This window comes from Pseudomonas sp. BIC9C (assembly GCF_034541995.1).
Taxonomy (GTDB): domain Bacteria; phylum Pseudomonadota; class Gammaproteobacteria; order Pseudomonadales; family Pseudomonadaceae; genus Aquipseudomonas; species Aquipseudomonas fluorescens_CC.
Genome location: NZ_JAWDGM010000001.1, coordinates 632,807 through 645,386, shown reverse-complemented (window position 1 = coordinate 645,386; position 12,580 = coordinate 632,807). Strand labels below are relative to the sequence as shown.

Genomic DNA, 12,580 nt, shown 5'->3' with positions numbered 1-12,580 from the left:
AGTGAAACTGGCTCGACCTTTGCAATCAACTCTCCCGACTGTACCTACGATCCCAGTGCAGCGGAGACCGTTTCATGCCCGTTACCCCCAATATTCTGCTTCAGGCCTCCAGGCAGGCCAGGACTCAAGCCGACTCCGCCAATCCTCCGGCGCTGACCGCTGAGCCCGGGGACAAGGCCGCAAGCTTCGCTCAGGTCTACGCCAATCAGGCGCAGGACAAGCCCAATGCGGTGGTGGATACCTCGTCCGGGACGAGTCGTGACAAAACCTGCGAAGTCGCCGGAAAAAAAGACGCTGGCGACGACAAGTCTGCCGCCGAGGAGCCGGTGGTTGCCGATGGCGGCAAATCCTTGCCTGCCGACAAGCCGGTACAGGCTGACGACAAGACAGCCGGCGATGATGCGTCGGATACCGACCCGGCGCAGGTCGTCGATGCTGCGCCGGTCGATCCGGCGCTTGATCCGTCGTTGCTGCAAGCCATACAGCCAGTGATGCCAGCGCCAGTGCCGACAACGCCTACCGTGGCCGAAGCAGCGCAGCCAGTGGTTGAAGCGCCGGTTGCTGCGGCGACCACGGCTGCAAGTGCTACGGCGCCGAGCAGTACTGGCGGCGATTTCGATCCCGAAGCCGATCCCCTCGACGCATTGCCGGCGGTGCGCCTGGCGATGGAGCAGAGCGGTCACGTATCGGCGTCCAGCCAGGCGCAACCCAAGTCCGCACCGACTCAGGCGCAAGCCCAGGCTGACGGTGAGCTGACACCCGCGCAAAACTTTGCCGCCGGCATGGCGATCATGCTGGATGTTCAGGGCGACAAGAGCAGCACCGGTCAGGGGGACGACAAGGCTTTCAGCGGCTTGATCGATGACGGTCTGAAGGACCTCAAGTCCGCCAGCAGCGACACCCGTGTCGACGATTTCGCCAACCGCCTGGCAGCGCTGACCCAGGCGGCCACACCGAAGACCGCCAATGCCTTGCCGGTGAACCAGCCGATCGCCATGCATCAGAGTGGGTGGACCGAAGAGGTGGTGAACCGGGTCATGTACCTGTCCAGCGCCAATCTCAAGGCGGCGGACATCCAGTTGCAGCCCGCCGAACTGGGGCGCCTGGATATTCGGGTGAACATGGTTCCCGACCAGCAGACCCAGGTCACGTTCATGAGTGCGCATCCAGGAGTCCGCGAGGCGCTGGACGGCCAGGTCCATCGCTTGCGCGACATGTTTGCGCAGCAGGGCATGGGGCAGGTTGACGTCAACGTGTCCGACCAGTCCCGGGGTTCGCAGCAGGAGCAGGCTCAACAGAGTCGGAGCGGGCGAACCACTAATAGCGGTGGTCGCCTCGATTCCATGGATGACGAGCTCACTTCAGACGTTGCCGAGGTCTCAGCACCTGTTACCAGTGTCATCGGCTCCAGCGCCGTCGACTACTACGCCTGATCGAACTGAACACGATCCCTGTGGGAGCGGGCTTGCCCGCGATAGGTCCCTGACATTCAACATCATCGTTGACTGATACACCGCTATCGCGGGCGAGCCCGCTCCCACAGTGACCTGCAGTGTTCTCTTGAACGCAATTCTCCACCCATCCCCCCTCCCAAGCGTTCTGGCATAACACTTGCTCTTGCCTTGCCGTGCGACTGTGAAAACCCGAATAGTGACGGATTATTGGCATGGCGAAGAGCGACGCAGCAGTAAAAGACCCCGCAACCAAAGGCAGACTCAAGCTGATTATCGTGATCGTGGTGGCCCTGCTGCTGGCGATCGGTGTGTCCGTGGGGGCGACCTGGTACTTCATGCACAGCGCTCAGAGCAAGCCTGCCGCCGCCGAGGCGCAAACCGCTCCAGTCGGCAAACAGCCAGCGATTTTCGAGTCGATGGCGCCGGCCTTCGTGGCCAACTTCAACCAGAACGGTCGCCAGCGTTACATGCAAGTGAGCATCACCATGCTCGCGCGCAACCAGGCGGATCTGGATGCACTCAAGGTTCACATGCCGGTGATCCGCAACAACCTGGTCATGCTGTTCTCCGGGCAGGACTTTGCGACCCTCGCGTCGCCGGTCGGCCAGGAAATGCTGCGGCAGAAGGCCACTGCCAGTGTGCAGGAAGTGGCGCAGAAAGAGCTCGGCAAAGTGGTGGTCGAACAGTTGCTTTTCACTAATTTCGTACTGCAGTAGGAACACGACATGGCCGTGCAGGACCTGCTGTCCCAGGATGAGATCGACGCGCTGCTGCATGGCGTCGACGATGGTCTGGTACAGACCGAAAACGCTGCCGAACCCGGCAGCGTCAAAAGCTATGACCTGACCAGCCAGGATCGCATCGTCCGTGGACGCATGCCGACCCTGGAAATGATCAACGAGCGTTTCGCCCGCTATACCCGCATCAGCATGTTCAACATGCTGCGTCGCTCGGCAGACGTGGCGGTCGGCGGCGTGCAGGTGATGAAGTTCGGCGAATACGTGCACTCGCTGTACGTGCCGACCAGTCTCAACCTGGTCAAGATCAAACCCTTGCGCGGCACTGCGCTGTTCATCCTCGACGCCAAGCTGGTGTTCAAGCTGGTGGACAACTTCTTCGGCGGTGATGGCCGGCACGCCAAGATCGAAGGGCGTGAATTCACACCGACCGAACTGCGTGTGGTGCGCATGGTGCTGGAGCAGGCGTTCGTCGATTTGAAGGAAGCCTGGCAGGCGATCATGGAAGTCAACTTCGAGTACATCAACTCGGAAGTGAACCCGGCCATGGCCAACATCGTCGGCCCGAGCGAAGCCATCGTGGTGTCGACCTTCCACATCGAACTCGATGGTGGCGGCGGCGACCTGCACGTGACCATGCCGTACTCGATGATCGAGCCGGTGCGTGAAATGCTCGACGCCGGCTTCCAGTCGGACCTCGACGACCAGGACGAGCGCTGGGTCAACGCCCTGCGCCAGGACGTGCTGGACGTCGATGTGCCGATCGGTGCAACGGTGGCTCGTCGTCAGTTGCGCCTGCGCGACATCCTGCACATGCAGCCGGGGGATGTGATCCCGGTCGAGATGCCGGAAGAAATGATCATGCGCGCCAACGGCGTGCCGGCCTTCAAGGTCAAGATGGGCTCGCACAAGGGCAACCTGGCGTTGCAAGTGATCGAGCCGATCGAGCGCCGTTGACCGGCGCTCGTACCCATTCGCGAATTACCGAATTCTGAACTTTTGCTCGCCGAGGACACTGACAATATGAACACCCAAGACGACCAGGCTCTGGCCGATGAGTGGGCCGCAGCCCTGGAAGAAACCGGTGATGCCGGGCAGGCCGACATCGACGCCTTGCTGGCCGCCGATTCCGGCAACTCAGCGTCCAACCGCCTGCCAATGGAAGAGTTCGGCAGCGTGCCGAAAAACAACGATCCGGTGAGCCTTGAAGGCCCGAACCTGGACGTGATTCTCGATATTCCGGTGTCGATTTCCATGGAAGTGGGCAGCACCGACATCAACATCCGCAACCTGCTGCAACTGAACCAGGGTTCGGTGATCGAGCTTGATCGCCTGGCCGGCGAGCCGCTGGACGTGCTGGTCAATGGCACGCTCATCGCCCACGGCGAAGTGGTGGTGGTCAACGAGAAGTTCGGCATCCGCCTGACGGACGTGATCAGCCCAAGCGAACGCATCAAGAAGCTGCGCTGAGTGAAAAAGCTTCTGGGGGCTTTGCTGGGGGGCGCGCTGGCCATGCCGTTCAGCGTACTGGCGGCCGAAGCGGTTGCAGTGGCGACCACGGCTGCTGCGCCCACGGTGAGCAGTGGCGTGGGCGGCCAACTGACGCAACTGGTGTTCGGCCTGCTGCTGGTACTGGGGCTGATCTTCCTCCTCGCCTGGTTGCTGCGTCGGGTCCAGCAGGCCGGTCCGGCTGGCAAGGGCCAGGTGATCGACATTGTCGGCTCCCGCGCACTGGGGCCTCGCGACCGCCTGATGCTGGTGCAGGTCGGCAACGAGCAGATTTTGTTGGGCCTGAGCCCCGGCAACATTACTGCGCTGCACGTTCTCAAGGAGCCGGTGCAAGTGCCGAGTACCGAGAAGCCGACGCCGGAATTTGCCCAGCGCCTGTTGGAAATGCTGGGTAAAGATCAGAAGGATAAGAAGTAATGGGTGCGCTACGCATCGTCTTGACGCTGACCCTGATGCTGGCCTCGCCGCTGGCATTCGCCGCCGATCCGCTGTCGATCCCGGCCATCACCCTGGGCACCAATGCGCAGGGTGCGCAGGAATACTCGGTCAGCCTGCAGATCCTGCTGATCATGACCGCGCTGAGTTTTATCCCGGCGTTTGTCATGCTGATGACCAGTTTCACCCGGATCATCATAGTCTTCTCGATCCTGCGCCAGGCCCTGGGCCTGCAGCAGACACCGTCGAACCAGATCCTCACCGGCATGGCGCTGTTCCTGACCCTGTTCATCATGGCGCCAGTGTTCGACCGGGTGAACCAGGACGCCTTGCAGCCGTATCTGGCGGAAAAGCTGACGGCCCAGGATGCCGTCGCCAAGGCGCAGGTGCCAATCAAGAGTTTCATGCTCGCCCAGACCCGCACCAGCGATCTGGAGCTGTTCATGCGCTTGTCCAAGCGCACTGACATCGCGACGCCGGATCAGGCGCCGCTGACCATCCTGGTGCCGGCCTTTGTGACCTCCGAGTTGAAAACCGCGTTCCAGATCGGTTTCATGATTTTCATTCCGTTCCTGATCATCGACCTGGTCGTGGCCAGTGTGCTCATGGCCATGGGTATGATGATGCTGTCGCCGCTGATCATTTCCCTGCCGTTCAAGATCATGCTGTTCGTGCTGGTGGATGGCTGGGCGTTGATCATCGGCACCCTGGCCAGCAGTTTCGGTGGTGTCTCGCCATGACCCCTGAAGTCGCCGTAGACATTTTCCGCGAAGCCCTGTGGTTGACCACCATGATGGTTGCCGTGCTGGTGATTCCGAGCCTGCTGGTGGGGCTGCTGGTGGCGATGTTCCAGGCCGCGACCCAGATCAACGAACAGACCCTGAGCTTTTTGCCGCGCCTGCTGGTGATGCTGGTGACGCTGATCGTCGGCGGGCCGTGGCTGGTGCAGACCTTCATGGATTACATCCTGCAGTTGTATGGCAGCATTCCTCAGGTCATCGGCTAGACCATGTCTCTGCTTGCGCTGACCGATACGCAGATCAGCACCTGGGTGGCGACATTCATGTTGCCGCTGTTTCGCGTCGGCTCTTTGCTGATGGTCATGCCAGTGTTCGGCACGACCCTGCTGCCTCGGCGCATCCGCCTGTATTTTGCGTTGGCCATTACCGTGGTCATCGCGCCGGGGCTGCCACCGATGCCCCCGGTCAATCCCCTGGACCTTAGCGGGTTGCTGCTGATCGCCGAGCAGATCCTCATCGGTGCGGTGATGGGTTTTTCCTTGCAACTGTTCTTTCAGGCCTTTGTGGTGGCCGGGCAGATCGTCGCCATTCAAATGGGCATGGGCTTCGCCTCGATGATCGACCCCGCCAACGGCGTATCGACGGCGGTGATCGGGCAGTTTTTCACCATGCTGGTGACGCTGCTGTTCCTGTCCATGAACGGTCATCTGGTGGTGTTCGAGATCCTCACCGAGAGCTTCACCACGTTGCCGGTGGGTGGCGGCCTGATGGTCAATCACTACTGGGAGCTGGCCGGTAAGCTCGGCTGGGTGCTTGGTTCGGCGTTGTTGCTGGTGTTGCCGGCGATTACCGCGCTGCTGGTGGTCAACATCGCGTTTGGCGTCATGACCCGGGCGGCGCCGCAACTGAACATTTTCTCTGTCGGCTTTCCGCTGATCCTGGTGCTTGGGCTGTTTATCGTCTGGGTCGGGCTGGCGGACATTCTCAACCAGTATCAACCGCTGGCCTCCGAGGCCCTTCAGTTGTTACGCGAAATGGCGCGGGCGAGCTGAGTCATGGCTGAGAGCGAAAGCGGTCAGGACAAAACAGAAGACCCCACGGAGAAACGCAAGCAGGACTCCCGTGAAAAGGGTGAGGTAGCCCGGTCCAAGGAGCTCAACACCCTGGCGATCATGCTGGTCGGTGCTTCGGCGTTGTTGATTTTTGGCGGCGCCATGGCGCAAGACATGATGGAGCTGATGCGCATCAACTTCTCGCTGCCGCGAGAGGTGATCCTGGATCAGCGCTCCATGGCCACCTACCTGATGCGCTCGGGGCAAATTGCCCTGTGGTCTATCCAGCCAGTGATGATCACGTTGGTGCTGGCCGCCATCATCGGTCCGATTTCCCTGGGGGGCTGGCTGTTCGCGGCGAGTTCCATGGCGCCCAAATTCAGCCGCCTGAACCCCGGTCCCGGGCTCAAACGCATGTTCTCGACCAAGTCGCTGGTCGAACTGCTCAAGGCTCTGGCCAAGTTCATCATCATTCTGTTCGTGGCGCTGGCGGTGTTGTCGTCGGATATCGATGACCTGCTGCGTATCGCCCATGAACCCTTGGAGATGGCCATCATCCACAGCCTGCAAGTCGTGGGCTGGAGTACCTTGTGGATGGCCTGCGGGCTGATCCTCATCGCTGCGGTGGACGTGCCGGTGCAGCTCTGGGAAAGCCACAAGAAACTGCTGATGACCAAGCAGGAAGTGCGTGATGAGCACAAGGATCAAGAGGGGCGGCCGGAGGTCAAGCAGCGGATTCGCCAGCTTCAGCGCGAAATGTCCCAGCGGCGGATGATGGCAGCGATTCCCGAGGCCGACGTGGTCATCACCAACCCGACGCACTACGCCGTGGCGCTCAAGTACGACCCGGAAAAGGGGAATGCGCCGGTACTGCTGGCCAAGGGAACCGACTTCCTGGCCTTGAAGATCCGTGAGATCGCGGCGGCCAACGAGATCCTGCTGCTGGAGTCCCCGGCGCTGGCGCGTTCGATTTACTACTCCACCGAGCTTGAGCAGGAAATTCCCGGCGGGCTCTATCTGGCGGTTGCGCGGGTGCTGGCTTACGTCTATCAGATTCGCCAGTACCGGGCGGGCAAGGGCAAGCGACCGGATCCGCTCAAGGATGATCTGCCGATTCCACCGGATTTGCGCCGCGATTCCTGATTTTCGCGCTGTCGTTGATGGCCTCTTCGCGGGCAAGCCCGCTCCCACAGGATTGGCGAAACCTTGTGGGAGCGGGCTCGCCCGCGATGACGTCAGCCCAGGCAACACATATCCCCCTGAAAAATCGCTCTATTTCTCCCTTTGCAAAAGTTGGAAAGCTTCTTGCAGTAGCCGCTCTGCGCCCGCTTCAGGCGTCAAAAGTTTGCTTCAAAGGAACGGGGAATACCGGTGGATCGCTCTCAGTTAATCAACAGTGCTCGCAGCAACATTGCCGACCTCAGTCGAGGCAATCTGGGCGTGCCGCTGTTGCTGCTGGTCATGCTGGCGATGATGATGCTGCCGGTGCCGCCGTTTCTGCTGGACGTGTTCTTCACCTTCAACATCGCGCTGTCCATCGTCGTGCTGCTGGTGTGCGTCTACGCCTTGCGCCCGCTGGATTTCGCGGTGTTCCCGACCATCCTGCTGGTGGCGACGCTGTTGCGCCTGGCGTTGAACGTGGCCTCCACACGGGTGGTGATGCTCCACGGCCAGGACGGTCATGCGGCGGCCGGCAAGGTGATCCAGGCGTTCGGCGAGGTGGTGATCGGCGGTAACTACGTGGTCGGTATCGTGGTCTTCGCGATTTTGATGATCATCAACTTCGTCGTGGTAACCAAGGGTGCGGGGCGGATTTCCGAGGTGAGCGCGCGTTTCACACTCGATGCGATGCCGGGCAAGCAAATGGCGATCGACGCCGACCTCAACGCCGGTCTGATCGATCAGGCCCAGGCCAAGGCCCGCCGCTCGGAAGTGGCCCAGGAAGCCGAGTTCTACGGCTCCATGGACGGTGCCAGCAAATTCGTCCGGGGTGACGCCATCGCCGGGCTGTTGATCCTGTTCATCAACCTGATCGGCGGTATGGCGGTCGGTATCTTCCAGCACAACATGAACTTCGCCGACGCCGGCAAGGTGTATGCGCTGTTGACCATTGGTGACGGTTTGGTGGCGCAATTGCCATCACTGTTGTTATCGACAGCCGCAGCGATCATGGTGACCCGTGCTTCCGGTTCGGAAGACATGGGCAAGCAAATCAATCGCCAGATGTTCGCCTCGCCCAAGGCGCTGGCGGTGGCGGCGGGCTTGATGGCGGTCATGGGCCTGGTGCCGGGCATGCCGCACTTCTCGTTCCTGAGCATGGCGGCCCTGGCGGCCGGCGGCGCTTACCTGTTCTGGAAAAAGCAGAATGTCGCCAGGGTTCAGGCCCTGCAAGAGGTCAAGCGCCAGCAGGAGCTGCTGCCGTCGCCGGCCCGCGCCCAGGAAACCAAGGAGCTTGGCTGGGATGATGTGACGCCCATCGACATGATCGGCCTGGAAGTGGGTTATCGCCTGATTCCGTTGGTGGACCGCAACCAGGGTGGCCAGTTGCTCGCGCGGATCAAGGGGGTGCGCAAGAAGCTGTCCCAGGATCTCGGCTTCCTGATGCCGACCGTGCATATCCGCGACAACCTCGACCTGGCGCCAAGTGCCTATCGCCTGACCCTCATGGGGGTGATCCTGGCCGAAGCGGAGATTTACCCGGATCGCGAGCTGGCGATCAATCCGGGGCAGGTCTACGGCACGCTCAATGGCATTACCGCCAAAGATCCGGCTTTCGGCCTGGAGGCGGTCTGGATCGAAATCAGCCAGCGCGCCCAGGCGCAATCCCTCGGTTATACGGTGGTCGATGCCAGTACAGTAGTGGCTACCCACTTGAACCAGATACTCTACAAGCACTCCAGTGAACTGATCGGTCACGAAGAAGTGCAGCAACTCATGCAATTGCTGGGCAAAAGCTCGCCGAAACTGGCCGAGGAGCTGGTGCCGGGCGTGGTTTCGCTGTCGCAGCTGCTCAAGGTGCTGCAAGCGCTGTTGGCCGAACAAGTGCCTGTTCGCGATATCCGCAGCATTGCCGAGGCCATCGCCAACAATGCCGCCAAGAGTCAAGATACCGCCGCGCTGGTGGGGCTGCCGTGCGTGTTGGCGTATCCCGTGCAATCGTCCAAAGCATTGTAGGCACTGAGTCGGAGCTGCCAGTCATCACGCTGGAGCCAAGGTTGGAACAGATATTGCTCAATAGTCTGCAGAAGGCAGGACAAGGCTCGGAAGAGGGCGTTCTGCTGGAGCCAAGCATGGCTGAGAAGTTGCAGCGCTCGTTGATCGACGCGGCGCAGCGTCAGGAGATGCAAGGTCAGCCGGTGATTCTGCTGGTGGCCGGTCCGGTTCGCGCGATGCTCTCGCGATTTGGCCGGCTCGCAGTCCCGGGTTTGCACGTGTTGGCTTACCAGGAAATCCCTGACAACAAGCAAGTGACCATCGTTGCGACAGTAGGGCCCAACGGCTGAGGTAGTGGTTTATGCAAGTTAAGCGTTTTTTCGCCGCCGATATGCGTCAGGCCATGAAGCTGGTTCGCGATGAGCTGGGCGCTGATGCCGCCATTATTGGCAACCGCCGGATCGCCGGGGGTGTCGAACTGACGGCTGCGCTGGACTACAAGTTGTCGGCGCTGGCGCCGCGTGTTCCGAACATGGAGCTCGAAGACGAGTTGCGCAAGACTCAGTCGCGGATCGTCACCGCCCAGGCCGAATTGAGCCTGCGTGGCGAGGGCGAGAGCGACAAGAGCACCAACCGCCAGTTGTTCGCCGGCTTGCCGTTGACCGCCGCCGAGCCACTGATTGAGCCGACGTACGCCGAACCCCGTCGCCCTGCACCGGCCGCTGCGCCAGCGGCCGGTGGCGTAGACCCGCGCGCGTTCGACTCGATGCGTTTCGAGCTCAACAGCCTGCGCGAACTCATGGAAGTGCAGCTTGGCTCGCTGGCCTGGAACCAGCTGCAAGGCAGCCGTCCGGACCAGGCCAACCTCTGGCGGCGCCTGCAACGCATCGGCCTGTCAGGCCCGCTGTCGCGCGACCTGCTGGCAATGATCACGGAAATCGAAGAACCTCGTCAGGCCTGGCGCATGTTGCTGGCGCACCTGGCGCGCATGATCGTTACCCCGGAAGTCGAGCCGCTGGAAGAGGGCGGAGTGATCGCCATGGTCGGCCCTGCCGGCATGGGCAAGACCACCACCCTGGCCAAATTGGCTGCCCGTTACGTGCTCAAGTATGGCGCGCAGAACATTGCGCTGGTGAGCATGGACAGCTTCCGCATCGGTGCCCAGGAGCAGCTCAAGACCCTGGGGCGCATTCTCAATGTGTCGGTGACCCACGTCGATCCGGGCCAGTCCCTGGTGCAGGCGCTGGAACCCTTGCTGCGCAAGCGCGTGGTGCTGATCGATACCGCGGGCCTGCAGGCCAGCGATCCGGCCCTGCGCATGCAGCTCGAAAGCCTGGCCGGTCGCGGCATCCGTTCAAAAAATTATCTGGTCCTGGCAACCACTAGCCAGAAACAGGTTCTAACGGCCGCTTACCACAGTTACAAGCGTTGCGGGCTAGCTGGCTGCATCCTGACTAAACTGGATGAGACGGCAAGCCTGGGCGAGGTGTTGAGCCTGGCCATCAGTCATGAGTTACCCGTGGCCTACCTGACCGATGGCCCGCGGATTCCGGATGATTTGCATCTGCCGCGCCGTCATCAGTTGGTCAGTCGCGCCGTCAGCGTGCAAATGCAGGAAGAACCCAGCGAAGAAGCCATGGCTGACATGTTCGCTGATATTTACCACAGCCAAACCAAGCAGGTTGGCTAAGGTAGTAATGAACAGTTTTTGTACCTACATCGATGGTCTGCCATGCATTGTTCCGATTGCGAACGCGCAGCCAGTAATGTGGCCTCCGTCTATGCAAGACAAGGTAAAGAAATAACATGGGCAGCATGCATCCCGTACAGGTGATCGCGGTGACCGGCGGCAAAGGTGGCGTCGGGAAAACTAATGTGTCAGTGAACTTGTCCCTGGCTCTGGCTGAGCTTGGCCGGCGCGTCATGTTGTTGGACGCCGACCTGGGGCTGGCGAACGTCGACGTTCTGCTGGGCCTGACACCCAAACGTACCCTGGCCGACGTGATCGAGGGCCGCTGCGAACTGCGCGACGTACTGCTGCAGGGACCAGGCGGCATCCGTATCGTTCCGGCCGCATCCGGCACTCAGAGCATGGTGCATCTGAGCCCTGCGCAACACGCGGGCCTGATCCAGGCCTTCAGTGATATCGGCGACAACCTCGACGTATTGGTGATCGACACCGCTGCGGGCATTGGTGACTCGGTAGTCAGTTTCGTTCGCGCAGCCCAGGAAGTGCTGCTGGTGGTATGTGACGAGCCGACCTCGATTACCGATGCCTACGCCTTGATCAAGTTGCTCAATCGTGACTATGGCATGAACCGCTTCCGCGTCCTGGCCAACATGGCCCAGAGCCCGCAGGAAGGGCGCAACCTGTTCGCCAAGTTGACCAAGGTCACGGATCGCTTCCTCGACGTCGCCCTGCAGTACGTCGGCGCCGTGCCTTACGATGAAAGTGTGCGCAAGGCTGTGCAGAAGCAGCGCGCCGTCTACGAGGCTTTCCCGCGTTCCAAGTGCTCGCTGGCGTTCAAGGCCATCGCGCAGAAAGTCGATACCTGGCCGTTGCCTGCCAACCCGCGCGGGCACCTGGAGTTTTTCGTCGAGCGCCTCGTGCAGCAAACAGCGGGACCCGTGCTATGACAGCAAGCGGTTACAACCTCTACAAGCGATCGGCGCGTGATGCGCAGTACGAGCTGATCGAGCGTTACGCGCCGCTGGTTAAACGCATTGCTTACCACTTGCTGGCGCGCTTGCCGGCCAGTGTCCAGGTCGAAGACCTGATCCAGGCCGGGATGATCGGCTTGCTTGAAGTGTCGACCAAATACGACGCCAGCAAAGGCGCCAGTTTCGAGACGTACGCGGGCATTCGAATCCGCGGCGCCATGCTCGATGAAGTGCGCAAGGGGGACTGGGCGCCACGTTCGGTTCACCGCAATACGCGCATGGTCAGCGATGCGATTCGCTCGATTGAAGCGAAAACCGGCCGTGACGCTAAAGATCACGAAGTTGCGGCCGAACTCCAATTGAGTCTCGACGATTACTACGGAATTTTGAACGACACCCTGGGCAGCCGGTTATTCAGTTTCGACGATCTGTTGCAGGACGGCGAACACGAAGGGCTGCACGAGGATGGCGCGAGTGCTCATCTCGAGCCGTCACGCGATCTGGAAGATGAACGCTTCCAGGCTGCGCTGGCGGATGCGATTGCCAATTTGCCGGAGCGTGAGCGACTGGTGTTGGCGCTGTACTACGACGAAGAGTTGAACCTCAAGGAAATCGGTGAGGTCCTGGGGGTCAGCGAATCGCGGGTCAGCCAGTTACACAGCCAGTGCGCGGCCCGTTTGCGGGGGCGTTTGGGGGAGTGGCGAGCGCGCTGAAGGCAGTGTGGGGACACTGCGAACGAGGCTGGTGTGGTGTTGAACTGCGCCGGTCGCGATCTGTTGTGCTCCAGACAGTCATTGAGTGCTTTGCCGGATTGATTGAAATGGCGCGTCCAGGTGCTG

12 protein-coding genes and 1 pseudogene are annotated in these 12,580 nt (G+C 61.1%); all 13 read left to right on the top strand.

Annotated features, from left to right (window positions below):
- Nucleotides 1-74 precede the first annotated feature (74 nt).
- Nucleotides 75-1,433 carry a flagellar hook-length control protein FliK gene (locus tag RS887_RS03185; protein WP_322614348.1) on the top strand — a complete coding sequence of 453 codons (1,359 nt, stop codon included), beginning with the start codon at nucleotides 75-77 and terminating at the stop codon, nucleotides 1,431-1,433.
- 233 nt (nucleotides 1,434-1,666) lie between these two features.
- On the top strand, nucleotides 1,667-2,170 hold the full coding sequence (gene fliL / locus RS887_RS03180; protein WP_111280521.1) for a flagellar basal body-associated protein FliL: 504 nt from the start codon (nucleotides 1,667-1,669) through the stop codon (nucleotides 2,168-2,170).
- Between the two features lie 9 nt (nucleotides 2,171-2,179).
- The gene (gene fliM, locus RS887_RS03175) at nucleotides 2,180-3,148 is read left to right on the top strand and encodes a flagellar motor switch protein FliM (protein WP_007983373.1); all 969 of its coding nucleotides are present in this window, start codon (nucleotides 2,180-2,182) and stop codon (nucleotides 3,146-3,148) included.
- Between the two features lie 66 nt (nucleotides 3,149-3,214).
- A complete protein-coding gene (gene fliN, locus RS887_RS03170) occupies nucleotides 3,215-3,661 on the top strand; it encodes a flagellar motor switch protein FliN (protein ID WP_015096241.1) in 447 nt (148 codons plus the stop codon).
- Nucleotides 3,662-4,117 carry a flagellar biosynthetic protein FliO gene (fliO, locus tag RS887_RS03165; RefSeq protein WP_322614347.1) on the top strand — a complete coding sequence of 152 codons (456 nt, stop codon included), beginning with the start codon at nucleotides 3,662-3,664 and terminating at the stop codon, nucleotides 4,115-4,117. It abuts the gene before it with no gap.
- Complete coding sequence (gene fliP, locus RS887_RS03160) at nucleotides 4,117-4,875, top strand: flagellar type III secretion system pore protein FliP (protein ID WP_322614346.1); 759 nt, start codon at nucleotides 4,117-4,119, stop codon at nucleotides 4,873-4,875. The genes fliO and fliP overlap by 1 nt, the downstream gene beginning before the upstream one ends.
- On the top strand, nucleotides 4,872-5,141 hold the full coding sequence (gene fliQ / locus RS887_RS03155) for a flagellar biosynthesis protein FliQ (RefSeq protein ID WP_057398373.1): 270 nt from the start codon (nucleotides 4,872-4,874) through the stop codon (nucleotides 5,139-5,141). Before fliP ends, fliQ begins: the two co-directional genes overlap by 4 nt.
- A 3-nt stretch (nucleotides 5,142-5,144) precedes the next feature.
- The gene (gene fliR, locus RS887_RS03150; RefSeq protein ID WP_057398374.1) at nucleotides 5,145-5,927 is read left to right on the top strand and encodes a flagellar biosynthetic protein FliR; all 783 of its coding nucleotides are present in this window, start codon (nucleotides 5,145-5,147) and stop codon (nucleotides 5,925-5,927) included.
- A 3-nt stretch (nucleotides 5,928-5,930) separates the two neighbouring features.
- The gene (flhB, locus tag RS887_RS03145; RefSeq protein ID WP_322614345.1) at nucleotides 5,931-7,070 is read left to right on the top strand and encodes a flagellar biosynthesis protein FlhB; all 1,140 of its coding nucleotides are present in this window, start codon (nucleotides 5,931-5,933) and stop codon (nucleotides 7,068-7,070) included.
- A 228-nt stretch (nucleotides 7,071-7,298) separates the two neighbouring features.
- Nucleotides 7,299-9,430, top strand: a pseudogene (flhA, locus tag RS887_RS03140) (flagellar biosynthesis protein FlhA).
- An 11-nt stretch (nucleotides 9,431-9,441) separates the two neighbouring features.
- Entirely contained in the window at nucleotides 9,442-10,770 is a 1,329-nt protein-coding gene (flhF, locus tag RS887_RS03135) for a flagellar biosynthesis protein FlhF (protein ID WP_322614344.1), read from the top strand.
- Between the two features lie 116 nt (nucleotides 10,771-10,886).
- Nucleotides 10,887-11,717 carry a flagellar synthesis regulator FleN gene (gene fleN / locus RS887_RS03130; RefSeq protein WP_008001746.1) on the top strand — a complete coding sequence of 277 codons (831 nt, stop codon included), beginning with the start codon at nucleotides 10,887-10,889 and terminating at the stop codon, nucleotides 11,715-11,717.
- Nucleotides 11,714-12,454 (top strand): RNA polymerase sigma factor FliA, encoded by a 741-nt coding sequence (gene fliA / locus RS887_RS03125; RefSeq protein WP_008016286.1) that lies wholly within the window; start codon nucleotides 11,714-11,716, stop codon nucleotides 12,452-12,454. The genes fleN and fliA overlap by 4 nt, the downstream gene beginning before the upstream one ends.
- The last annotated feature ends 126 nt before the right edge of the window (nucleotides 12,455-12,580 follow it).

Excerpts from the sequence above, each read along its gene's own strand:
- flhB (WP_322614345.1), top strand. The coding sequence starts at position 5,931 with ATGGCTGAGAGCGAAAGCGGTCAGGACAAAACAGAAGACCCCACGGAG.
- fliA (WP_008016286.1), top strand. The coding sequence starts at position 11,714 with ATGACAGCAAGCGGTTACAACCTCTACAAGCGATCGGCGCGTGATGCG.
- flhF (WP_322614344.1), top strand. The coding sequence starts at position 9,442 with ATGCAAGTTAAGCGTTTTTTCGCCGCCGATATGCGTCAGGCCATGAAG.
- fliR (WP_057398374.1), top strand. The coding sequence starts at position 5,145 with ATGTCTCTGCTTGCGCTGACCGATACGCAGATCAGCACCTGGGTGGCG.
- fliN (WP_015096241.1), top strand. The coding sequence starts at position 3,215 with ATGAACACCCAAGACGACCAGGCTCTGGCCGATGAGTGGGCCGCAGCC.
- fliL (WP_111280521.1), top strand. The coding sequence starts at position 1,667 with ATGGCGAAGAGCGACGCAGCAGTAAAAGACCCCGCAACCAAAGGCAGA.
- fliQ (WP_057398373.1), top strand. The coding sequence starts at position 4,872 with ATGACCCCTGAAGTCGCCGTAGACATTTTCCGCGAAGCCCTGTGGTTG.
- fleN (WP_008001746.1), top strand. The coding sequence starts at position 10,887 with ATGGGCAGCATGCATCCCGTACAGGTGATCGCGGTGACCGGCGGCAAA.
- RS887_RS03185 (WP_322614348.1), top strand. The coding sequence starts at position 75 with ATGCCCGTTACCCCCAATATTCTGCTTCAGGCCTCCAGGCAGGCCAGG.
- fliP (WP_322614346.1), top strand. The coding sequence starts at position 4,117 with ATGGGTGCGCTACGCATCGTCTTGACGCTGACCCTGATGCTGGCCTCG.
- fliM (WP_007983373.1), top strand. The coding sequence starts at position 2,180 with ATGGCCGTGCAGGACCTGCTGTCCCAGGATGAGATCGACGCGCTGCTG.